This window comes from Shinella sp. GW821-FHT11G07, assembly GCF_058808115.1.
On record NZ_JBXARJ010000015.1, the window covers coordinates 1 to 22,334 of the forward strand.

At 64.1% G+C, this 22,334-nt stretch carries 22 protein-coding genes and 3 pseudogenes; 18 read left to right on the top strand and 7 right to left on the bottom strand.

Annotation, left to right across the window (positions count from 1 at the left end):
* Positions 1–55: 55 nt before the first annotated feature.
* Positions 56–261 (bottom strand): annotated as a pseudogene (locus AC1RT2_RS24805) (type IV secretory system conjugative DNA transfer family protein); the annotation flags it as partial.
* Positions 260–446 (bottom strand): annotated as a pseudogene (locus AC1RT2_RS24810) (conjugal transfer protein TrbF); the annotation flags it as partial. The pseudogenes AC1RT2_RS24805 and AC1RT2_RS24810, both read right to left, overlap by 2 nt.
* An 11-nt stretch (positions 447–457) precedes the next feature.
* Here AC1RT2_RS24810 and AC1RT2_RS24815 point away from each other — a divergent pair.
* From AC1RT2_RS24815 to AC1RT2_RS24825, 3 genes and pseudogenes are all read left to right on the top strand, one after another.
* Positions 458–1,744, top strand: a pseudogene (locus tag AC1RT2_RS24815) (LLM class flavin-dependent oxidoreductase).
* A gap of 176 nt (positions 1,745–1,920) precedes the next feature.
* Positions 1,921–3,312, top strand: a complete 1,392-nt coding sequence (locus tag AC1RT2_RS24820) for an FAD/NAD(P)-binding protein (RefSeq protein ID WP_493106230.1) — start codon at positions 1,921–1,923, stop codon at positions 3,310–3,312.
* A 342-nt stretch (positions 3,313–3,654) separates the two neighbouring features.
* Positions 3,655–3,999 carry a hypothetical protein gene (locus AC1RT2_RS24825; RefSeq protein WP_493106232.1) on the top strand — a complete coding sequence of 115 codons (345 nt, stop codon included), beginning with the start codon at positions 3,655–3,657 and terminating at the stop codon, positions 3,997–3,999.
* 45 nt (positions 4,000–4,044) lie between these two features.
* Here the strand turns inward: AC1RT2_RS24825 and AC1RT2_RS24830 are convergent, their stop codons facing one another.
* Together AC1RT2_RS24830 and AC1RT2_RS24835 are read right to left on the bottom strand one after the other, a co-directional pair.
* Entirely contained in the window at positions 4,045–4,665 is a 621-nt protein-coding gene (locus AC1RT2_RS24830) for a helix-turn-helix domain-containing protein (protein WP_493106234.1), read from the bottom strand.
* Positions 4,655–4,840 (bottom strand): hypothetical protein, encoded by a 186-nt coding sequence (locus tag AC1RT2_RS24835; protein WP_493106236.1) that lies wholly within the window; start codon positions 4,838–4,840, stop codon positions 4,655–4,657. The genes AC1RT2_RS24830 and AC1RT2_RS24835 overlap by 11 nt, the downstream gene beginning before the upstream one ends.
* 268 nt (positions 4,841–5,108) lie before the next feature.
* On the opposite strand from AC1RT2_RS24835, the gene AC1RT2_RS24840 reads away from it, so the two are divergent.
* The 10 genes from AC1RT2_RS24840 (at position 5,109) to AC1RT2_RS24885 (ending at position 13,819) form a co-directional block, all read left to right on the top strand.
* Positions 5,109–5,936: a transporter substrate-binding domain-containing protein gene (locus tag AC1RT2_RS24840; protein ID WP_493106238.1), complete on the top strand. Its 828-nt coding sequence runs from the start codon at positions 5,109–5,111 to the stop codon at positions 5,934–5,936.
* A complete protein-coding gene (locus AC1RT2_RS24845; protein ID WP_493106240.1) occupies positions 5,926–6,783 on the top strand; it encodes an amino acid ABC transporter permease in 858 nt (285 codons plus the stop codon). The genes AC1RT2_RS24840 and AC1RT2_RS24845 overlap by 11 nt, the downstream gene beginning before the upstream one ends.
* Positions 6,783–7,706, top strand: a complete 924-nt coding sequence (locus AC1RT2_RS24850) for a homocysteine S-methyltransferase family protein (protein WP_493106242.1) — start codon at positions 6,783–6,785, stop codon at positions 7,704–7,706. Before AC1RT2_RS24845 ends, AC1RT2_RS24850 begins: the two co-directional genes overlap by 1 nt.
* A gap of 161 nt (positions 7,707–7,867) precedes the next feature.
* The gene (locus AC1RT2_RS24855; protein WP_493106244.1) at positions 7,868–8,821 is read left to right on the top strand and encodes a sulfonate ABC transporter substrate-binding protein; all 954 of its coding nucleotides are present in this window, start codon (positions 7,868–7,870) and stop codon (positions 8,819–8,821) included.
* Positions 8,821–9,657: an ABC transporter permease subunit gene (locus AC1RT2_RS24860; protein WP_493106246.1), complete on the top strand. Its 837-nt coding sequence runs from the start codon at positions 8,821–8,823 to the stop codon at positions 9,655–9,657. Before AC1RT2_RS24855 ends, AC1RT2_RS24860 begins: the two co-directional genes overlap by 1 nt.
* On the top strand, positions 9,654–10,397 hold the full coding sequence (locus tag AC1RT2_RS24865; protein ID WP_069062446.1) for an ABC transporter ATP-binding protein: 744 nt from the start codon (positions 9,654–9,656) through the stop codon (positions 10,395–10,397). Before AC1RT2_RS24860 ends, AC1RT2_RS24865 begins: the two co-directional genes overlap by 4 nt.
* A 186-nt stretch (positions 10,398–10,583) precedes the next feature.
* Positions 10,584–10,871: a gamma-butyrobetaine hydroxylase-like domain-containing protein gene (locus AC1RT2_RS24870; protein ID WP_493106248.1), complete on the top strand. Its 288-nt coding sequence runs from the start codon at positions 10,584–10,586 to the stop codon at positions 10,869–10,871.
* A gap of 8 nt (positions 10,872–10,879) precedes the next feature.
* A complete protein-coding gene (locus tag AC1RT2_RS24875; RefSeq protein WP_493106249.1) occupies positions 10,880–12,616 on the top strand; it encodes a fumarate reductase/succinate dehydrogenase flavoprotein subunit in 1,737 nt (578 codons plus the stop codon).
* A gap of 11 nt (positions 12,617–12,627) precedes the next feature.
* Positions 12,628–12,861, top strand: coding sequence for a 4Fe-4S dicluster domain-containing protein (locus AC1RT2_RS24880; protein ID WP_439623294.1), 234 nt, complete (start codon positions 12,628–12,630; stop codon positions 12,859–12,861).
* 1 nt (position 12,862) lies between these two features.
* Positions 12,863–13,819 carry a HEAT repeat domain-containing protein gene (locus AC1RT2_RS24885; protein ID WP_493106250.1) on the top strand — a complete coding sequence of 319 codons (957 nt, stop codon included), beginning with the start codon at positions 12,863–12,865 and terminating at the stop codon, positions 13,817–13,819.
* A 6-nt stretch (positions 13,820–13,825) separates the two neighbouring features.
* Here the strand turns inward: AC1RT2_RS24885 and AC1RT2_RS24890 are convergent, their stop codons facing one another.
* Positions 13,826–14,632, bottom strand: a complete 807-nt coding sequence (locus AC1RT2_RS24890; protein ID WP_493106252.1) for a Crp/Fnr family transcriptional regulator — start codon at positions 14,630–14,632, stop codon at positions 13,826–13,828.
* A 124-nt stretch (positions 14,633–14,756) separates the two neighbouring features.
* A complete protein-coding gene (locus AC1RT2_RS24895) occupies positions 14,757–15,983 on the bottom strand; it encodes a M24 family metallopeptidase (RefSeq protein WP_493106254.1) in 1,227 nt (408 codons plus the stop codon).
* 196 nt (positions 15,984–16,179) lie between these two features.
* Here AC1RT2_RS24895 and AC1RT2_RS24900 point away from each other — a divergent pair, with 196 nt between their 5' ends.
* The 5 genes from AC1RT2_RS24900 (at position 16,180) to AC1RT2_RS24920 (ending at position 21,207) form a co-directional block, all read left to right on the top strand.
* A complete protein-coding gene (locus tag AC1RT2_RS24900; RefSeq protein WP_493106256.1) occupies positions 16,180–17,706 on the top strand; it encodes an ABC transporter substrate-binding protein in 1,527 nt (508 codons plus the stop codon).
* Positions 17,707–17,802: 96 nt separating this feature from the next.
* Positions 17,803–18,756 carry an ABC transporter permease gene (locus tag AC1RT2_RS24905; RefSeq protein WP_493106504.1) on the top strand — a complete coding sequence of 318 codons (954 nt, stop codon included), beginning with the start codon at positions 17,803–17,805 and terminating at the stop codon, positions 18,754–18,756.
* A complete protein-coding gene (locus AC1RT2_RS24910) occupies positions 18,753–19,610 on the top strand; it encodes an ABC transporter permease (protein ID WP_493106258.1) in 858 nt (285 codons plus the stop codon). Before AC1RT2_RS24905 ends, AC1RT2_RS24910 begins: the two co-directional genes overlap by 4 nt.
* Positions 19,607–20,416, top strand: coding sequence for an ATP-binding cassette domain-containing protein (locus AC1RT2_RS24915; protein WP_493106260.1), 810 nt, complete (start codon positions 19,607–19,609; stop codon positions 20,414–20,416). The genes AC1RT2_RS24910 and AC1RT2_RS24915 overlap by 4 nt, the downstream gene beginning before the upstream one ends.
* Positions 20,413–21,207 carry an ABC transporter ATP-binding protein gene (locus AC1RT2_RS24920; RefSeq protein ID WP_493106262.1) on the top strand — a complete coding sequence of 265 codons (795 nt, stop codon included), beginning with the start codon at positions 20,413–20,415 and terminating at the stop codon, positions 21,205–21,207. The genes AC1RT2_RS24915 and AC1RT2_RS24920 overlap by 4 nt, the downstream gene beginning before the upstream one ends.
* Positions 21,208–21,513: 306 nt before the next feature.
* Here AC1RT2_RS24920 and AC1RT2_RS24925 read toward each other — a convergent pair whose 3' ends face one another.
* A complete protein-coding gene (locus tag AC1RT2_RS24925; protein ID WP_493106264.1) occupies positions 21,514–22,299 on the bottom strand; it encodes an SDR family oxidoreductase in 786 nt (261 codons plus the stop codon).
* Between the last annotated feature and the right edge of the window lie 35 nt (positions 22,300–22,334).

Here is a 22,334-nt window from a genome sequence, read left to right on the forward strand (position 1 = left end):
CTTCATCAAAATCTCCTCATGCATATTGCCGAGAAAATTCTACTTTTGAACCCGATTAGTGCGCGGGAGGATTACCCCTTCCGCCCATCGAACGAAACCGGTTCTCGCCGACACAGACCCTCATATCGGCCCGTCGGAACCAGATGGCGCGGCCGCATCTGAGCGGTGCGTTGCCGGCCGTGAACACGATTTTCTCGTCAGCACGCATGCGCACAAGACTTCGTGTGGCTGGATCAGCGGCCGTGCCGCGAACTGTTTTGAGTGTCACCGTTGGGATCCCACGGAAACGGTGCGTGCCCATTTCCTTGCCTTTGCGGTCCCGCTCGTGTTCCGTTCAGTCGATCTGATACGTCTGGTTCGACAGCGCCACGATGTTGTTGACCTCGATGGCAACTGTCGAAGATTTCGCCGTTCTCGAACGGAGAACTGCCTCGACACCAGGCATCTTGGTGCTTTCATGCGCCAGGTCAGCCTCCATACGGGTGCCTGGCGCTATCCGGGTGCCAATCCGGATGCAAACTTCAATTTTCAGCACCTCAAATCCTTCGCGCTGAAGCTCGAGGCCGCGAAGTTCGGCGCCTTTTTCATGGCGGACCATCTCGCCGTGCTGAACATGCCGATCGAGGCGCTGCGCCGCAGCCATACCGTCACGTCGTTCGAGCCGTTCACGCTGCTCTCGGCGCTTGCTTCGGTGACCGAGCGGATCGGCCTGGTGGCGACCGCGTCCACCACTTTCGAGCAGCCCTATCATATCGCCCGGCGGTTCGCCTCGCTCGACCATATCAGCGGGGGCCGTGCGGGATGGAACATCGTCACGACCTCGAACCCGGAAGCCGCGCGCAATTTCGGGCTGGACGATCATGTGGAACATGGCGAGCGCTACACGCGGGCGCGAGAATTTTTCGACGCCGTGACCGGCGTGTGGGACAGTTTTGCTGATGACGCCTTCATTCGCGATGTCGAAAGTGGCCTGTTCTTCAATCCTGAACGTCTGCATGTTCTCGACCATTCCGGGCCGGAAATGAAGGTTCGCAGTCCGCTCAACATTGCGCGGCCACCGCAGGGCTGGCCGGTGATCGTGCAAGCGGGGCAGTCGGAGCCGGGACGGCAGCTTGCGGCGGAAACGGCCGAGGTCGTTTTCTGTTCGCCGCGCGATCTTGCCGCCGGCCGCAGCCTCTACGCCGACATCAAGGGGCGGCTTGCTGCCGTCGGCCGCACACCTGCTGCGTTGAAGATCCTGCCGGCCGCTTTCGTCGTCATCGGCGATACGGTCGAGGAGGCGGGCAAAGCGCCTGAAACTCGATAGCCTCGTGCATTACGAGAGCGCGATCGCGTCGCTCTCCATAGCACTTGGCCATGATGCATCGAGCTTCGAACCCGACGCGCCGCTGCCGCCGATCCCGCAGCCAAATGCCAGCAAGACCGGCCGTGCACAGGTGCTGAAACTTGCCGAGGAAGAGGGGCTGACGGTGCGCCAGCTCGCCCAGCGCCATGGCGGTTACGCCGGACTGGCTTTCGTCGGCACGGTCGAAACCGTCGCCGACGAGATGGCCGCGTGGCTGTGGGAAGAGGGCTCGGACGGCTTCAACATCGTCTTCCCTATCTGCCGCAGGGCCTTGACGACGTTGTCGAAAAGCTGGTGCCTGAACTGCAACGGCGCGGTCTTTTCCGCACCGATTACGAGGGCACGACGCTGCGCGAGCACCTCGGGCTTTCCCGCCCGCAGAATCGGTTTATCGCCTAGGCAGGGCCGGACGGCCGGCGGGGTGCAGTCCGCAATTGAGTGAATATCTTTAAAATCACCCTTGCTTTCGTCGGCCTAATTCTATTGTTTTGGTAGAGATATGCCGTGTCACGGTGTGCCCGCAGAGGCCGCCGATGGAAGACCGCCTGGTGCAAATGCAGGAAAGGAGCCGACCGATGACGCTTGTGCCCGCCCAGTTCTCATCGCCCTCGCCGCAGGCCGGCTCGCTAGTCAGGATCGCCATCGTCGGCCGGGGTTTCACCGGCCTCATGACGGCGATCGCCCTGCTCAAGGCGTTCCAGGGGCCTTTTCACCTCGTGCTTTACGACCCCTATCCCAAGATCGACGGCGGGGAGGCTGCCGGCCGTTCCGCCTCGACACTGCTCAACAGCCGTGTTCGCGACCTTTCGATCGATCCGGCCGCGCGGGAGGATTTCCGGCGGTGGCTCGAAACTGACGATGTCTGGCGCGAGCGCGCGTCGTCGCCTGCCGGCAATGTCGACCATGCCTTCGTCCCAGGAGAGGTCTTCAGCTCCTATGTCTACCAGCGCTTCTCCGAGGCCCTGCGCGAGCGGACCGATGTCATGGTGCAGGTCCGCGCCGACAGCGTGACGGCGATAGGCCGGCATCCGGAGAGCAGCTTCTCGGTTCTTTCCAGCGACGGGCAGGCGCGGTTCGATGTGGTCTTCCTGGCGACCGGCTACGGCCTGCGCGACGGCGGCGATTGCGCCTCCATCCAGGGCAGCGTCGGGGAGGCTCTGGTGATCGGCGGCGGCGTTCATGCCGTCGACCGGGCACTGCGGTTGCTGGCGGCAGGCGAGGCATCGCATGTCACGCTGATTTCGGCTTCGGGCTTCCTGCCGCAGCCGCATACCTCGTCCGCTGTCGGGGCCGTGACCTCGGATCGACCCTTCCCGCACACGCTGCGCGGCGCCTTCCGCTATCTGCGCGAGGCGGCGAACAGGGCGGCCGCGGAGGGGTCCGGTTGGCAGGGGATCATGAACGATTTCCGCCAGCGTGCCCGCGCCTTGTGGCAGGGGCTGACACCGGATGAACGCCGCCGCTTCAAGCGCCATGTGAAGCCGATCTACGACAGCCATCGCAATCGCCTGCCGCCGGGCCAATACGAGCGCCTGCACCGGGCGATCGCCGGCGGCGCCATCACGGTGCGCAAGGGCAAGGTCGAGCGCATCGCGACGAATGGCGTGCTGCTTTCGACGGCCGCGGGGCTTCAGGTCCTGCCTGCAGAGCGGACGATCGATTGTCGCATCCGCCCGATCGATCTGGATTCGCCGTTGTTTCGCGCGCTGATCGCCGGAAACCTGGTCCGGCGCGACGAACTCGACCTTGGCATCTTCGTCGACCGCGCTGGCCGGGTGATCGTTGAGCCGGAAATCTTCGAAGGGCTTTTCGCGATGGGCCCGCTCGGCCTCGGCAGCCTTCCGGATATCGACCTCGTGCCGGAAATCGTCGTGCAGGCCTATGCCGCTGCCGAGGCACTGGCCGCATCGCTTCAGGGCGCGGATGCACGTAATGGCACGCGTCCCGCGGGCCGGAACGAAGGGTAGGAACCCTTTGCGCAGCGGCCGGCAAGAGCCGGCCGTTTCACGCGTGCAGGCCCCAGCGGCCTTGAGCGCCGTCGCAATGCGGATGAATCACCGAATCCTCTAAACCCAAGCTCGCCCGCGCCGCTCGACAGTCGCGCCGGACCTTTCCGCATGCCCGCTTCTCTCAGATAACGGAGGTTTTTCCGCGATAGTGCGCAGGTTTGCGTCTCCTGCGAGGCTGACCATTCGTTCTATTGGAGGAAAGATTCTTGGAATGATTTATCTTCTTGAGCTTGTTTCGAGCACTTATTACCTACCAATCCATTGAAGCGCGAAACACGGGCCGCGGGCCGGGAGACTTTCATGAACGCTGCAATGAACATGATGCCGATGATGAACGCCATGATGGGTGGTATGGGTCAGCCGATGATGTCGCCGATGATGATGAACGGCATGATGCCCATGAATGGCATGATGCCGATGATGGGCGGCATGCCCATGATGATGCCGATGCCCATGCCGATGATGGGCATGATGACCTGCAAGATGACCGACACCGGCATGATGTGCGAAATGAAGCCGACGGCAGGCATGGACGAAGCCATGTTCATGGAATGCTGCAAGCGCATGATGGCCATGATGAACGGCGGAATGCCGATGATGATGATGTGCGGCGGCATGACCATGTGCTGCACGATGGCCGCCTGAGGCCTCTTGAATCACGCTTTCAAGGCCTCCTTCGGGAGGCCTTTTTCATATGTGGATGGCTTCCTGGTAGGTCGAGACGAGATAGACGACCGCCGGGCCGCCCGTCATGTTGCGGTAGGTATGCGGCACGTCCGCCTCGAAGACCAGCGCATCGCCCTCGCCGAGGATGTAGGGCTGCTTGTCGACGACCACTTCGACCGTGCCCTCCGCGACGACGAGGTTTTCGACGGTACCGTGCCTGTGCGCCTCGGCCCGTTCTGCATGGTGCGGCGCGATGCGCAATTCGTAGAACTCGACTGTGCGGTCGCCGTCATAGGGAAAAAGTGCGCGCGTTTCGAAGCGGCCGTCGCTGGAGGACAACGTCTTGGAAGCCGCGCGGGTGAGCAGCACCGTCGTCGGTTCGTCTTCCTCGATGATCAGCGAACCGCAGGAAACCTCCAGCGCCGCGGCGATCTTCGCCAGCACGTTGAGGGTCGGGCTGCTCTTTCCGGTTTCGATCTGGCCCAGCATGGCGCGGCTGACGCCGGAGACTTTCGCAAGCCGGTCCAGGGAATAGCCGCGACGCGTCCTCAGTCGGCGCAGGTTCCGGCCGGTGCGGATGCAGATCGCTTCCGACGGATCGTGGAATTCTTCGGTCGTCAGGCTTGCCAAGGCGTCACTGCGCATGGACCCACGGGCTCGCCATGACAGGGAAGAAGGTCCAGACCGGAACCCACATCATCATCGGCTGCATGCCGTTGAAAGGCATCATGGCCGGCGTTGGCGCAGCAGGCTCGGCCGTCTTGCGGCGGGCATTGCGGTAGGCCTGGAAATCAACAATCTTCGCACTCTCGGCTGCCATGAATTTCCCCTGCTTGATTGTCTATAAGAATTATATGCTTTTCCTTCGATTGACAGGCAGGGCCATTCAAAATGCGTGGGGAGGCGGGAAAAGTTTTCGCCTTGCGGGGCTTCAAGCGAAATACGGGGGCCGGGGAATGCCTTTGGCCAAACATCCTGAGATTCCGTACGCAATCTCAAAATACATAAATATTATAGAATTAATAATCTACTTGCCTTCGGCCCCGCGCGCTATGGTTCAGCCATCCCGACACAGCTGGAGGCTCACCATGTCGAAACCATTCAAAACCGCCTTAACTGCGGCCTTGGCCTTTGCAACCCTTGCCACGACCGCTCTTGCCGGCGAGGTGCTCGATCGCGTCAAGGAGAAGGGCGAGGTGGTCAACGCCGTCGTCAACGACTATCCGCCCTTCGCCTATATCAACGACAAGAACGAGCTTGACGGTTTCGACGTCGACGTCGCCAAGGCCTTTGCCGAGAAGCTCGGCGTCAAGCTCCGCCTGGAAACGCCGGGCTGGGAGACGATCATCAGCGGCCGCTGGGCGGGCCGGTGGGACATTGCGATCACCTCGTCCACGCCGACGGAGGAGCGGGCGAAGGTGGTGAATTTTCCCGTGAACTATTACAGCGTTCCGGCGGTGCTCGTCGTCAACAAGGACGAGCAGACCATCAAGTCCGCTGCCGATCTCACGGGAAAGCGGGTCGGCGTCGGCACGGGCTCATCCTATGAGGCCTATATCAGCCGCACCTTCTCGATCCCCGGCCAGGCGGCCATCACCTTCCCCTTCGGCGAAGTCCAGGCCGTGCCGAACGACGAGACCGTCAACTTCCAGAACCTCGCGCTCGGTGCGGGCGTCCGTCTCGATGCGATTGTCGCCTCGCTGGGAACGGCGCAGGGCCATATCGATGCGACGGGCAAGCTGAAGCTTGCCGGCGAGCCGCTGTTTGCCGAACCGAATGCGGTCGTCACCGACAAGGGCGATCCGGAATGGGACGTCGAGGTCAAGCGCGTCATCACGGAACTCAAGGACGACGGCACGCTCGAGAAGATCTCGCACAAGTGGTTCAAGGTCGACATCACGAAATATGTATTCTGAGATCGGTCTTCCCGCTCTTCCAAAAGCGCCTGAGGCCCGGCCGCGGTTTTCCGTCGCCGGGCCTGCGGGCTTTCGCCTGCGCGTCCAGCTCACCTGGCTGGGGCTGCTCACGCTGCTGGTGAGCCTTTTCTACAATCTCGGCCTGGATTTCGGCCTGATCGGCGAAAAGCTGCCCTTCATGTTGGGCCTTCGCCTCTCGCCGGATGGTTTCATCCAGGGTGTGGCGCTGACGCTTCTGATCACCGTCGTGTCGATGGTGATCTCGCTGGTCGTGGCGGTCCTGACGGCGCTCGGGCGACTCTCGTCCAATGCGCTCGCCTTCGGGGTCGCCACCTTCTACGCGTCCTTCTTCCGCGGAACGCCGCTGCTCGTGCAGGTGCTGATCATCTATCTCGCTTTGCCGCAGTTCGGCATCGTGCTGTCCGGCCTCGCATCGGGCATCCTGGCGCTGTCGCTGAACTACGGCGCGTACCTGGCGGAAACGATCCGGGCCGGCATCCTCTCGGTGCCCCGCGGGCAGGGGGAGGCGGCCATGGCGCTCGGGCTCGGGCGCGGCGTCATCGCCTTCAAGATCATCGCGCCGCAGGCGATGCGCATCATTATTCCGCCCGCCGGCGGCCACTTCATCTCGATGCTGAAGGACTCGTCCCTCGTCTCGATCATGGGGCTATGGGAGTTGAACTTCCTGGCACAATCCTACGGGCGCGCCACCTATCACTATATGGAAATGCTGCTGACGGCGGCGGCAATCTACTGGTTTCTGTCGATCGGCCTCGAACTGGTGCAGAATCGTCTTGAAAAACGGTTCGGCCGCGGGTTCGCCGCCGGCCGGCAAGGAGGAGCATAATGGCACTTGAACATCCATCCTTCACGATCCTCGATGGCGGCATGGGGCGCCTTCTGGAGCGTCTCGGCGCGCCGTTCCGGCTGCCGGAATGGTCGGCGCTCTCGTTGATCGAGGCGCCGGACTACGTCACGCGCGCCCATCAGGCCTATGTCGACAGCGGCGCGGATATCATCACCACGAATTCCTACGGGCTCGTGCCGCACATGCTGGGCGAGGAGCGGTTCAGCGCCGATGGCCGTGCGCTGGCCGATCGCGCAGGCCGGCTTGCCCGCGCGGTGGCTGATGCCGCCGGCCGGCGCGTTCTCGTCGCCGGGTCCCTGCCGCCGCCCTTCGAAAGCTATCGGCCGGAACGGTTCCAGGCCGGCGAGGCGCCGCGCATCGTCGAGAGCCTTGTCGGCGGCTTGCGGCCGCATGTCGATCTCTGGCTGGTCGAGACGCAGAGTTCGACGGTCGAAGCGCTGACCGCGCTGTCCGCGGTGATCGGCGATGGCAAGCCGGTCTATATTTCCTACACGCTGAAGGACGAGGATGGCCGCACCGGGCCGACGGAACTGCGCTCGGGCGAGCCGGTCTCAGAGGCCGTGCGCAAGACGCTTGCCGCCGGAGCAAGCGGGATTTTCTTCAACTGCAGCCAGCCGGAGGTGATGGGCGAGGCGGTGCGCGCCGCGCGCCAGACGGCAAGCGAAGCGGGCGCATCGGCTTACATCGGCGTCTACGCCAATGCCTTCGCCCCGGAGCCGCCCTCCGATACGCCCTATGCCGGCATCTCGGATATCCGCGCCGATCTCGACCCGGAAAACTACCTGAAATGGATCGAGCGCTGGCTTGCCGACGGAGCCTCCGTCGTCGGCGGCTGCTGCGGCATCGGGCCGGAGCACATCGATGCGATCCGCTCGTTCCGTGCGGCCCGCGATGCGGCCTGACCATCGCCGACGTGCCGGATACGGGTGAAACGGCAGGAAGACCGCCCGGAATTAGGAGAAAAAACTACGGACCGGCGCAAGGTTGGAATGGGCGCTCTAGAGCCGTGGCAAAATCTATAGATTATATATTCTAATCTAAGAATGTGCCGCAGGGGAGCGCCATGAAGATTTCTCGACGCCTGTTTTCCACGATCCTGGCCGCGTCTGTCGCGCTGCCTTTTCTCAAGCTCGGCCCGGCCGCGGCTGCCGATAAGGTGGTGCGTATCGGCTACCAGAAGTACGGAACGCTGGTGCTGCTCAAGGGCAAGGGTCTCCTGGAGCCCAAGCTTGAGAAGATCGGCTACACGGTCACCTGGGCGGAGTTCCCGGGTGGCCCGCAGCTGCTGGAAGCGCTGAACATCGGCGCGGTCGATTTCGGCACGACCGGCGAGACGCCGCCGATCTTCGCGCAGGCCGCCGGCGCGCCGCTCGTCTACATCGCGCACGAACCGCCGGCGCCGCGCGGCGAGGCGATCCTCGTGCCGAAGGACAGCCCCATCAAGACCGTCGCCGAACTCAAGGGCAAGACGGTCGCGCTCAACAAGGGCTCGAACGTTCACTTCCTGCTGGTCAAGGCGCTGGAAGAGGCGGGCCTCCAATACAGCGACGTCAAGACCTCCTTCCTGCCCCCGGCCGACGCGCGCGCCGCCTTCGAGCAGGGCGCGGTCGATGCCTGGGTCATCTGGGATCCCTTCCAAGCCGCCGCGGAAGTGGCGATCGAAGCCCGCGAACTGCGCAACGGCGAAGGCATCGTTCCGAACCACCAGTTCTACCTTGGCGCCAAGCCCTTCGTGGACGCAAATCCGGACGTCATCAGCGTCCTGATCGAAGCCATCGCAGAGGTGGACACATGGGCTAAGTTGAACACCGCTGCCGCTGCCACCGAGCTGGCCCCATCCGTCGGCATTCCGGAGGACGTGCTTGCCGTTGCGCTGGAGCGCCAATCCTACGGTATCAAGCCGCTCGACGAGAGCGTGGTCCAGCAGCAGCAGGTGATCGCGGATACGTTCTTCGATCTCGGTCTCATCCCCAACAAGATCTCGATTGCGGATGTCGTGCACAAAGGCGGTGCCTGATGGCTGACACGTCGGTGGCCGGTTTTGCTACCGGCGAAACTCGTAAACCGAATCTGAAGGGCCTGGGGAGCGCGCTTGCGCCCTGGGCTCTTCCCATCGTCCTGCTGATCGTTTGGGAAATCGCGGCCCGCACCGGTCTCGTCACGGCCCGCCTGATGCCGGCGCCGACGACGATCGCCGCCGCCTTCTGGCGGTCGCTGCTGGATGGATCGCTGATCTTTCACACGCTCTCGTCCACGCGGCGCGCCTTCATCGGCCTCGCCATCGGCGGCGGGCTCGGCTTTGTCGCGGGCGTCGTGAACGGCCTCTGGAAACCGGCCGAGACGCTGCTCGACAGCACGATCCAGATGGTGCGCAACATCCCGCATCTGGCGCTGATCCCGCTCGTCATCCTCTGGTTCGGCATCGACGAGACGGCCAAGATGTTCTTGGTCTCGATCGGCGTCTTCTTCCCGATTTACATCAACACCTTCTACGGCGTGCGCACGATCGACCCCCAGCTCGTCGAGATGGCCTCGGTCTACGGCCTCGACCGTCGGGCCCTGATCCAGCGCATCATCCTGCCGGGCGCGCTTCCGTCCATTCTCATCGGCCTGCGCTATGCGCTCGGTTTCATGTGGCTGACGCTCATCGTCGCGGAGACGATCTCGGCCACTGACGGCATCGGCTACATGACGATGAACGCCCGCGAGTTCCTGCAGACCGACATCGTGCTGCTCGGCATCATCGTCTATGCGCTCCTCGGCAAGCTTGCCGACGTGGCGACCCGCGCGATCGAGAAGCGCGTCCTCGTCTGGCACCCCGCTTATCAAGTGAAGGAAGGGGTCGGGCAATGAGCGTCGCCGAACTCCACACGCTGGAAGGCACGGGCGGCTTACCAATCTCGCTCTCGCGGGTCGAAAAGTCGTTCGGCAAGCTCAACGTGCTCGGCAATTTCAACATCGAGATTCCGGCCGGCCAGTTCCTCGCAGTGGTCGGGCGCTCGGGGGGCGGCAAGTCCACGTTGATGCGGCTGATCGCCGGACTCGATACCGCCAGCAGCGGCCGCGTGGCGATCGAGGGACGCAAGGTCGAGCGCCTGCATCCGTCCGTGCGACTGCTTTTCCAGGAAGCACGGCTGGTGCCCTGGCAGCGGGTCATCGAGAATGTCGGCATCGCGCGCGGCCCGAACTGGCAGGAAACGGCCCGCCGGGCGCTGGCGGATGTCGGGCTCGAAGGCCGCGAGAACGATTGGCCGAGCGTGCTTTCCGGTGGCCAGCGGCAGCGCGTGGCGCTGGCCCGCGCGCTGGTCAGCGAGCCGCAGATCCTGCTGCTCGACGAGCCCTTTGGCGCGCTCGACGCGTTGACCCGCATCGAGATGCACCGCCTGCTGGAGCGGATCTGGATCGGCCGCAGATTCACCACGGTGCTGATCACCCATGACGTTGCCGAGGCCGTGGCGCTCGCCGACCGGGTGGTCGTGCTCCGGCAGGGCGCCATCGCGCTCGATATCGACATCGACCTCGACCGCCCCCGGCAGGAGCTTGCCGATCCGCGGGCCGTCGATCTCCAGCGGCGGATACTCGAAGCCGTTTAGCGTCGCTGACGCCTTGCACATTACAATGCTGAATGATCCGGCGCGGGGAGCCATGCCCGGCGCCGGTTTCGTTTCGCCCTGGCTTCGCGCCGATGCGATCGGCCCACAATGCGGAGCGTCTTGGCAATTTATTGCGTGTGCCGGTTTGCGTGATCCCTAGGATGGGGCGAACCATCAGGAAACGCCATGATAGTCCTCAGTCTCAAGGTCAACGCAGCCCGCAGCAGTCTCGCCGTCACCTGGGACGATGGCGTCGTGTCTCATTTGCCGGCGCCGGTGCTGCGGGCGCACAGCCGGGCCGCCATCCAGGTGCGCGCCGATCTTTATGGCCCCGCGGGCACGTTCGACGATGTCACGCTGACCGGCGCGGAGCCGATCGGCGCCTATGCCGTCCGGCTGGTTTTCTCCGATGGCCATGATCGCGGCATCTATCCCTGGAGCTATCTGCGCACCATCGCCGAAGCCCAACTTTGAGGTCAGAAATGGATACCTTTGTCGACGGGCTTTCCGAGGTCACCTGCGACGTGCTGGTGATTGGCGGCGGAACCGCCGGGCCGATGGCCGCACTCAAGGCGAAGCAGAAGAACCCCGCCCTCAATGTCGTGCTCTTGGAAAAGGCCAATGTGAAGCGGTCGGGCGCGATCTCGATGGGCATGGACGGCCTGAACAATGCCGTCGTGCCGGGCTATGCGACGCCGGAGCAATATACCAAGGAGATCACCATCGCCAACGACGGCATCGTCGACCAGGCGGCGGTCTTTAAATATGCCTCGCGCTGTTATGACATCATCCAGGAGCTGGATCGTTTCGGCATCCGCTTCCAGAAGAATGCCAATGGCGACTATGACGTCAAGAAGGTCCATCACCTCGGCACCTATGTGCTGCCGATGCCGAACGGCGATACCGTCAAGAAGGCGCTCTATCGCCAGCTGAAACGCGAACGCATCCTGATCTCGAACCGGTTCATGGCGACGCGCCTTCTCACCGCCGCGGACGGGCGCATCGCGGGTGCCGTCGCCGTCAACACGCGCACCGCCGAATTCCTGGTGCTGCGCGCCAAGACTGTGATCCTGTGCATGGGGGCGGCGGGCAGGCTGGGGCTGCCGCACTCCGGCTACCTGTTCGGCACCTATGAGAACCCCACCAATTCGGGCGATGGCTATGCGATGGCCTATCACGCGGGTGCGGCGCTCGCCAATCTGGAGTGCTACCAGATCAACCCGCTGATCAAGGACTATAACGGCCCTGCCTGCGCCTATGTCGCCGGCCCGTTCGGCGCCTATACGGCCAACAGCGAGGGAAAACGCTTCATCGAAAGCGACTATTGGTCGGGCCAGATGATGCAGGAATTCTACAACGAACTGCAATCGGGCAAGGGGCCGGTCTTCCTGAAGCTCAATCACCTGCATCCCGATACGGTCGGCGAGATCGAGAGCATCCTCCACAAGGTCGAGCGCCCGTCGCGTGGGCGGTTCCATGAGGCGCGCGGTACCGATTACCGCCAGACGATGATCGAGATGCACATTTCCGAAATCGGCTTCTGCTCCGGCCACAGTGCCTCGGGCGTCTTTGTCGACGATTATGCGCGGACGACCGTGCCGGGCCTCTATGCTGCCGGCGACATGGCCAGCGTGCCGCACAACTACATGCTCGGCGCCTTCACCAACGGTGCCGTCGCTGGCGAGCACGCGGCCGAGGTGGCGCGGGAGGTGGACCTGCCGGCCTTCGACGCGGATTTCGTGCGGCTGGAGCGCGAGCGGGTTCTCGCCCCGACGCGGCGCGAGGACGGCATTCCGCCGAACCAGCTCGAATACAAGGCCCGCCGCCTCGTCAACGACTACCTGCAGCCGCCCAAGGTGACGGCGCGGATGCGGATCGGCCAGGCGCGGCTTGCCGAGGTGAGGGACGATCTCGAAACGGCGATGGTCGCGCGCAATGCGCACGAACTGATGCGGGCGCTCGAAGTGTCGTCCATCATCGACTGTGCCGACATGGCGGCCCATGCCTCCCTGTACCGGACCGAGAGCCGCTGGGGTCTCTACCACAATCGTGTCGACCATCCGGAAAAGGATGACGAGAACTGGTTCTGTCATACGCTTCTGAGCAAGTGCTGCGGCCGGATGACCTCCGAGAAGCGTGCCATCCAGCCCTACATCGTGCCGATCGAGACCGAAGAACGCCATGCCTACGATCGCTTGCGCGTCTCCACTCAAGCCTAACGAGGAAAACCATGCCGCTTGCTTTTTCCCCCACTTCAGTTCCCGTCCTCGTGGACGATGCGAAATGCATCGCCGACAAGGGATGCACCGTCTGCGTCGACGTCTGTCCGCTCGATGTGCTGCGCATCAGCGATCTCACCGGCAAGGCCTATATGAAGTTCGACGAGTGCTGGTACTGCATGCCCTGCGAGACCGACTGCCCGACCGGCGCGGTCAGCGTCAACATCCCCTACCTGTTGCGCTGACATGAGTGCCTTCGATCCATTCGAGGACTTCGGCGACACCGAGGAGATCGCGGCGCGCCTTGGCGATGCCGACGCGGCCGTCAGGCGCCTTGCCGTCATCGACCTTGCCGAAACCGCAAGCCCGGAGGTGCTGCCGCATCTTCTCGCCGCTGTCGCCGACGGGGATGCCAGCGTGCGCCTGCAGGTGGCCATCGTGCTCGCCGATTTCGACACGTTCGAGGCCGCGGCCGGGCTTTGCACGCTGGTAGCGGATGCGGATGTAACGGTGGCCCAGGCCGCGGCCGACAGTCTTGCCGAACTGAAGGACGCCGCCGCCGCGGACGCCATTCTGCCGCTGGTCGCCCATGACAGCGCCTTCGTCCGGGCGGCCGGTTTTCGCGGATTGCGGGCCTTGCGCGAACCTGCGGCCCTCGGCGCCGCGCTCGCCGCCATGCGCGACGAGAGCGCCGATGTGCGGGCGGAAGCGCTCGGCGTGGTCGCCTATCTCAAGCTGGAGGAAACGCTGCCATCTCTCATCGCTGCGACCCGTGACGCGGACGCTGCCGTCCGCGCGGTTGCGGTCAACGCATTGTCGTTCACCAGCCAAATTGCAGCGGCATCCGCAGTCGTCGCGGCCTTGCAGGATGCGAGCTGGCAGGTGAGGGCGGCGGCGGCGGAATCGCTTGGTCGGATCGGCCATGTTTCGGCCATCGACGGCCTGGTTGCAGGGCTCGCGGACGACTTCTGGCAGGTTCGGCAGGAATGCCTGAACGCGCTCGGAAAGCTCAAGGCGCAGCCGGCGGCGCGGCAGATTGCGGCCCTGCTGGAAAGCGACATGCCGTCGCTTCGCAAGGAGGCGGCAGCCGCGCTCGGCGAAATCGCCGATCCCGCTACACGAGACGCGCTGATGGACCACATATCCGATGCCGATCCCGACGTGCGCAAGACCGTGCGCTGGGCCTTGAGCCGCTTAGGCTAGAAGGCCTCAGCTACCGGTCTTTGACACCATGTCCAACAGGGCCTGCGGGCGCTCGATACGGATGTGGCGCGGCGTTACGGTCAACAGGCCGTCCTTCTGGAACCGCTTCATCATCATCGTCACCCATTGGCGGGTTGAGCCGACCATGGCGGCGATCTGGTCATGGGTGACCTTGGCGTTGATAATGATCGCCCGGCCGTCGCGTACGCCATGAAGATTGCTGAGGTTGATCAGGAATTGCGCCAGGCGCTCGATGACGGAGCGCGTGCCCAGCATCTGCGCCATTGCCGAATAACATCGCCCCTTGGCGGCCAGTCCTCGCAGAAGACAGAGGGCGAAGATCGGCATCTCGACGAGCAGGGTCTTCAACGCCGGGGCCGGAAGGAAAAGAATGCGGCAGTCGCTCAAGGCCTCGGCCGACCAGATATGCGCCCCGCCGCCGGTCATTTCCGGACCGCCGATGAAATGCCCGGTTGTCCAATAGGCCAGCGTGATCTCGCGGCCGGACGGCGCGGTGTAGAACACCCGCACTTGGCCTGCCTCTATGATGAAGATGCCGCCATGCGTGTCGCCCTGCGTGAAGATCGCCTTGCCCGGCAGGAAAGCGAGCTTGCGGCCGTGCGCCCTCAGCCTTTCCCGTTCCTCGGGCGTGAGGGCATCGAGGAAATGCGCCCCTTCATCCAGCCCCTCGACGCTCTCGCTGAGAAAAAGCGCCTGGTCGCCGGGAAGGACGACCTGTCGGGGAAGGTCGGGGGCCAGCTCGTGATTCTGGCGGGATGTTTCGCGGGCGGCCGCGCGGACGTCGAGGCTCATGCGATCTCCTTCCCATTGTGATCGCGTTCTAAAATAGATGTATTCTATCAATTAAGAAGAAAAATAATTCTGACTTCGGCGTGAAGCCTGAAAGAATGTCGCGGCCGCGGCATCTGGAGCGTTTTCAACCGAGCGAGACGAGTTCGCGCGGCAGCCTGTTCATGGTCTGCGCGCCCTTCGGCGTGATGAGGAACTGTTCCTCGATCATCAGCGCGCCGATGCCATTGGCGTAGAATGGCGCTTCGAGGGCGAGCACCATGCCGGGTTCGATGACGATCCCGTTGCCGTGGGAGAGGAAAGGCCATTCCTCGATGCCGGCGGCGGCGCCGACGGAATGGCCGAAATGGCCGCGGTAATATTCCCGAAAACCATGCCGGCGCATGGTCGATAGCATGATTTCATGCACCTCTGCGAAGTGGTGGCCGGGTTTCAGGACCTCGATGCCGGCTAGGAACGTCTCCAGCAGCGCCTTGTAGATGTCCTCGGCAAGCGGAGAGGCCTTGCCCCAGACGAAGGTTCTTGCCCCGTCGGAGGAATAGCCTTCGACCAGCGTGCCGACGTCGGCCTTGATGAGGTCGCCTTCGCCAAGGGGGGCGGCGGCATCCTGCAGGTCGGGGCCGATGGAGATGTAGTCCCAATGGCCGGACAGCCCGTACCCGCCTGCGTCGGCGGCCTGTCGCGCTCCGGAAAGCCATGCGGACGAAAGTTCCGCCACGCGCACGCCGGGCCTTGCTGTGCCCATCAGGCTTTCGAGCCCCGCCTCGGCGCAGTACGCCGCCTTGCGCAGCCGGTCGATCTCCTGGGCATTCTTGATGAGGCGCAGGCGCCTCAGCACGTCGGACGCATCGCGCCAGTCGACGCCGGGGATCGCCGCCTTCAGCCGAGCGAAATCGGCGGCGGGCATGAAATCGAGATCGACGCCCAGCACGGCTTTGGAAAGCCCGCGTTCCGCGAGGAGATCGGCGAGAAGCCGGAAGCAGGCCGCCTGATCGAAGGTTTCCGGGCGGGGGCCGATATTGCCGCTGTCACGATAAGCTGCATCGATATCGGCGATCGAGCCGGCGCCTTGGATGGTCACGCCATCGATCCAGATGCGGTGGGTGCGGATGTCGATCGTCCCGACAAGGGTTTTTGCACCCTGCGCGGCATGGTCGCTCATGACTGCGGCCATCCGTCCCGTCGCCTGCGTAGGCACCAGGGCGATGGCCGAACCGGCGCGGCCCCACATGGTTGCGACGCCCGCCTGAAGGCCGGTCGCGTAGCGAAATGCTTCCGGCCGGAACAGCACCATGCCGTCCAGCCCGTCCGATGCCAGCAGGGTTTCTGCCCTCGTGCGGTCCATGTCGCCCATTCGTTCCTCGTTCCCATCCCCATGCTGCCCGGCCGCGGGCGCGAAAACTATCCATGGATTTGGCGATCGTTGAAAGACAATTCCCTTTAAATTCCGCAAATTGGAGTGGAACCGGATATCGCGTGGCAACGAGGATACGTACAATCCCCGCCCATGATGGGCCTTTGCATCGGCCCGCTTGAAACAGGAGAACGAGATGAGCGGTTTTGAAACCCGCAACCAGGCGGCAGGGCGCAGCAACCGGGCTGTGACGACGGCACTTGCCGTCGTTCTCGCCATGGGTGCCTTTGGCCCCGCGCTTGCCGCGGAGAGCGATCCGGACGCGACCGTCAATATCGGCTCGCTCTACGAGCCGCAGAACCTCGACAATACCGCGGGCGCCGGCCAGGGCATCAACGAGGCCTTCAACGGCAATGTCTACGAGGCGCTGTTCCGCTTGACGGATACCGGCACGGTGGAACCGGTGCTCGCGAAAGACACCAAGGTCAGCGAAGACGGCCTGACCTATACGTTCACGCTGCAACCGGGCGTGACCTTCCATTCCGGCGCGCCCCTGACGGCGCAGGACGTGAAATTCTCAATCGAGCGGGTTACCGCCGAGGCCTCGAAAAGCTCGCGCAAGAACAGCCTGAAGACCATCGCCGGCATCGAGACGCCGGATGATGCGACGGTCATCGTGAAACTTGCCGCGCGCTCGATCTCGCTGCCCTACAATCTGAGCTACGTCTGGGTGGTCAACGACGAGGCGACGGACCTTCAGGCGAAGGAAGACGGCACCGGCCCCTATGCGCTCCAGGAATGGCGTCGCGGCTCGTCGCTGGCGATCGCCCGCTTCGACAAATACTGGGGTGAGAAGCCGAAGAACGGCGAGGTCGTCTTCCAGTATTTCACCGAGGCGACGGCGCTGAACAACGCGCTGCTCACCGGCTCGGTCGATATCATCACCTCCGTGCAGAGCCCGGATTCTCTGGCGCAGTTCAAGGACAATCCGGAATTCACCGTCAGCGAAGGCAAGTCCACGACGAAGCTGCTGCTGGCCTATAACGACCGCGTCGCACCCTTCGACAATGTGAAGGTCCGCAAGGCGCTCGCCCGCGCCATCGACGACGAGAAGCTGCTGAAGGCCGTGTGGGGCGACTATGGCACGCTGATCGGCTCCTTCGTGCCGCCAACCGATGCATGGTATGCCGACCTGACGAAGGTCGAGGCCTACGATCCGGAAAGCGCCAAGGCGCTGCTGAAGGAAGCGGGTTATCCCGACGGCTTCACTTTCACCATCGATACGCCGAACTACGACCCGCATCCGATTGCCGCGCAGTTCATCCAGAGCGAGCTGGCCAAGATCGGCGTGAAGGTCGAGATCAACGTCATCACCGCCAACGAATGGTACACCAAGATCTACAAGGCGCATGACTTCCAGGCGACCTTGCAGGAGCATGTCAACCACCGCGACATCGTGTTCTACGGCAACCCCGATTTCTACTGGGGCTACAACAATCCGAAGGTCGTGGACCTGATCAAGCAGGCGGAATCCAGCGCCACGGACGCCGAGCAGGTCGAAAAGCTCAAGGAAGCCAACACGATCATCGCGGAGGATGCGGCCAGCAACTGGTTCTACCTCTATCCGCAGATCGTTGTGTCGAAGGCGACGGTCAGCGGCTATCCGCTCAACGGCCTGAACTCGCAGTTCTTCGCCTACGGCATCACCAAGGCAGCCGAGTAACCGTCCACCCGCAAGGGGCATGCTCGACACGATACGCCGCCTGACCTATGGTCCGGCGGCGTCCGCGCTTGAGAGGTCAAGACCATACGTTCCTACATACTCCGCCGCTCGGCCATCCTGGCGTTGTCGGTCGTCATTGCTGCCGTCATCCTGTTCGTGCTGCTGCGCCTCCTGCCGGGCGATCCCGCCAGTGCGCTGGTCTCCGTGGGTGCCGACGCGGCGCAGATCGAGGCCGCCCGCAAGCAGGTGGGCTCTGACCTGCCGCTCTATGAACAATTCCTGCGTTTTGCCGGAAACCTCGCGCGCTTCGATCTCGGCAATTCCTTCGTCAGCGGTGCGCCGGTGCTTGCCGAGATCGGCAAGCGCCTCGTCGTCACGGTGCCGCTGACGCTGCTCGCCTTCCTTGTCGCTGTCACCATTGCCGTGCCGCTCGGCATCCTCTCGGTCGTGCGCCAGAACCGGTGGTATGGCGGGCTGATCTCCGTCGTCTCCCAACTCGGCATCGCCATTCCGGTGTTCTGGATCGGCATCCTGCTGGCCACGGTCTTTGCGGTCAATCTGCGGCTGTTTCCCTCAGGCGGCTTCCCGTCGCGCGGCTGGCAGTCCACGGGTGCGGCCTTCCAGGCGCTCGTGCTGCCCGTCGCGACCATCGCCATCGTCATGTCGGCCTCGCTCATCCGCTACGTGCGCTCGGCGACGCAGGACGTGCTCGGCAGCGATTACCTGCGCACCGCCCGCGCGCTCGGCGCCACCTTTTCAGAGGCGCTGGTGCGCCACGGCATCCGCAACGGCGCGGTGCCGGTCATTTCCGTCCTCGGCATCGAACTCGCCTCCACGTTGCTTGGCGCCGTGGTGGTGGAGCGGGTGTTCGCCCTGCCGGGCCTCGGCTCCATGTTGCTGCTCGGCATAGAGCAGCGTGATTATCCCAATGTGCAGGGCGTGCTCTTCGTCTCCACGCTGCTGGTGTTGCTGGTCGGCTTTGCCGCCGATCTCATCCAGCGGCTGATCGATCCCCGCCTGCGCGGCCGCGTGGCCGGAGGTGGGGCATGAGCGACACCCACGCCGCCGGCGATGGCGCGCATCCAAAACCCTCCATGCCCTGGCCGCTCATGGTCGGCGGCCTGCTGGTCGGCCTGCATCTGGCGATCGCTCTGCTCTCGCTCGTCTGGACGCCCTATGCGGTGGGCGACATGGTCGGCGGGCGTCTCGAAGCGCCCTCGTTCGTCCACTGGGCCGGTACGGACCGGCTCGGCCGCGACCTGATGACCCAGATCATGATCGGCTCGCGCATCGCGCTCGTCGTCGGCTGCGGGGCGGTTGCGCTAGGCGCGCTGATCGGCGTCACCATCGGGGTGCTGGCCGCCTTCGTCACGCGCACGCTCGACGACGTGCTGGCCGCAGCACTCGACATCCTCATCGCCTTCCCGACGCTGCTGCTCGCCATGCTGATCGTCGCCTCCAGCGATGGTGCCAGCCTGTGGACCGCGATCCTCGCAATCGGCATTGCCGGGTCGGCCATCGTGGCGCGGCTGACGCGCATCCTCGCCAAGCGCATCCTGTCCATGGACTACATCACGGCGGCGCGCATTTCCGGCACCTCTTCGCCGGGCATCGTGCGCATCCATGTGCTGCCGAATATCTGGCCGACGCTGATCGTCAATTTCGCCATGCAATTCGGCCTCGCAGTCATCGCCGAAGCCTCGCTCTCCTATCTAGGGCTTGGCGCGCCGCCGCCCAATGCCTCCTGGGGCAGGCTTCTCCAGGAAGCGCAGGCCTCCGTCTACACGGCGCCGTTCGGGGCCATCGCGCCGGGCCTTGCACTGGTGTCGCTGGTTATCGGCCTCAACCTGTTCGCCGACGGCCTGCGCGAGGCCGCCGACCCCACCCGCAGGAGGAGCCGGTGAGCACCTTGCTGTCCGTCGAGGACCTCCACATCCGCACTTCCGGGCGCCCGCTCGTGTCCGGCATCTCCTTCTCCATCGCCGCCGGCGAAAGGGTCGGCCTCATCGGCGAATCCGGCTCGGGCAAGTCGCTGACGGCGCTCGCGGTGCTGGGGCTTCTGCCGGAGACCATGCGCGTCACCGGCTCGATCACCCTCGATGGGCACCCGGTCATCGGCGCGCGTGACCGCGACCTCGTTCCCCTGCGCGGGCGCAGTGTCGCGGCGGTGTTCCAGGAGCCGATGACGGCGCTCGATCCCCTGATGCGGATCGGCGACCAGGTGGCGGAGGTGGTGCGCCGCCGGGCCTTGCGGGACGGCACGAAGCCGGGCAGGGCGGAGGTGATGGCGCGCGTCCTTGCCCTCCTGGAGCGTGTCGCCCTGCCAGAGCCCGAGCGCATCGCCCGCGCCTTTCCGCATGAGATTTCCGGCGGCCAGCGCCAGCGTGGGGCCATCGCCATGGCGCTCGCCTGCCGGCCGAAACTGCTGATCGCCGACGAGCCGACCACCGCACTCGACGTGACCACGCAGGCCGAAATACTGAAACTGCTGGAGACGGTGGTGCGCGACGAGGGCATGGGCCTGCTCTTCATCAGCCATGACCTGCCGGTGGTGGCGACCGTGGCGGAGCGGGCGCTGGTGATGCGCCATGGCGCGCTGATCGAGGAGGGGCCCGTCGGCACGCTCTTCGGCCGGCCCGCACAACCCTATACCGAAGGCCTGGTCGCGGCCGCCCGCGCCTTCGATGCCGCGCTGGAGTTTGCACCATGACGCTTCTCGCCTTGTCCGGCGTCTCCTTCTCCTATGGCAGAGGCAGCAGGGTGCTGCAGGATATCGACCTTGCCGTCGAGGCCCGCAGCAATCTCGGCATTGTCGGCGAGTCCGGCTCGGGCAAGACCACCATGCTGAAACTGCTGCTCGGACTGGAGCGTGCATCCTCCGGCGCGATCTCGTTCCGGGGCGAGCGGCTGGACGCCGCCAATCGCGGTTTCCTGCGGGGCTTTCGCCGCAGCGTGCAGGCGGTCTTCCAGGATCCCTATTCCTCGCTCGATCCGCGCCAGCGCGTGTTCGACATCATCGCCGAGCCGCTGCGTTCCCTGAAGATCGAGACCGATATCACCGCTGCTGTCGAACAGGCGTTGCAGGATGTGGACCTGCCAGCCGATGCGGCGCGGCGCTATCCGCATGAGTTTTCCGGCGGCCAACGCCAGCGCATCGCGATCGCGCGGGCGATTGTCGCCAATCCCGACCTGATCATTGCCGACGAGGTGGTGAGCGCGCTGGATCTGACGACCCGCACCCGCATCATCGACCTGCTCCGCAGCCTGTCGACGCGTATGACCTTCGTCGTCGTTTCGCACGACATCGCCCTTGTGGCTTTGCTGTGCGAAAGGCTGGTCGTGCTGGAAAAGGGCAGGATCGTCGAGCAGGGGGCGACTCGTGATATACTCGCGCGCCCGGCGCACCCCTACACACGGCAATTGCTGGCCAGCACTCCGAGGATGCCGGAGCGCGTGCGATGCGCTGGGGTCGGCTCATCGGGCGATGAACCGGACGCCTAGGATGTAGGGGCGGCTTGACGTCGCCGCCGAAGATCTGTTGAGCGCCTGGTTTTCGTGCAGCGGCTTGGTGGCCGTCCTGGGCGAGCCCACCAGTGCGGGTTCCGAACTGGCTCGCACATGGTGTGGATGCCGACCCAGAAGTTTGGCGAGTCTTTGAGCTTGTCAAGCCTGTCGTGGTCGACGGTTCGATTCCTTTCAAGAGTAAGATCGGTGTTGGTTTATTGCAAAAACGATCGCTCCCTGCAAAAGCGCGCCGATAGGCGCGCATTTGCTTGAAACAGGTAGCGTCCGCAGGCTAGCCCCGTCTTACGACATGATCAGCCCGCCATCGACGTTGATCGTCTGGCCGGTGATGTAGGCGGCATCGGGGGATGCGAGAAACGCGACGAGCGCGGCGACTTCGGCTGGCGTGCCCGCCCGGCCCATCGGGATGCCTTCGACCCATTCGGCCATCAGTTCACCCGGTCCGTATTCGCCGAGCATCTCGCCCCAGACGCGGTCGTTGTAGTCCCACATCTCGGTGTGGATGATGCCGGGGCAAATGGCGTTGGCGGTGATGCCTTCGCGCGCCAGTTCCTTGGCAAGGCTCTGGGTCAGGCCGACCACGCCGAATTTCGACGCGGCGTAGTGCGGGGTGTAGATGAAGCCTTGGCGGGCCTGCCCGGAGGCGGTGTTGATGAGGCGCCCCTTCGTGCCGCTGGCGCGGAACCGGCGGATCGCCTCCTGACAGCACAGGAAGACGCCTTTGGTGTTGACGTCGAGATTGAGGTCCCATTCGCGCTCGGTCAGGTTCTCGACCTTGGCGATGGTGATGACGCCGGCATTCTGCACGGAAACGGAGATCGCGCCGAGTTTGGCTTCGGCCTCGCCATAGGCTTCCTGCACGGCCTTGGCGTCGGTCACGTCCAGCGCGAGACCAAGGATTTCGGCACCGGTCTCATTGGCGAGTGCGGCGGCGGCGTCCACGGTGTCTTTCTCAATTGCTGCAATCGCGACTTTCGCCCCCTCTTCGGCAAAGCGCTTGGCGATACCGCGCCCGATGCCTTTGTTGCCCCCGGTGACGAATACCGTTTGGCCTGCAAAACGTGTCATGGTCTTTTCTCCATAATGCGCAGCAGGCCGATGTC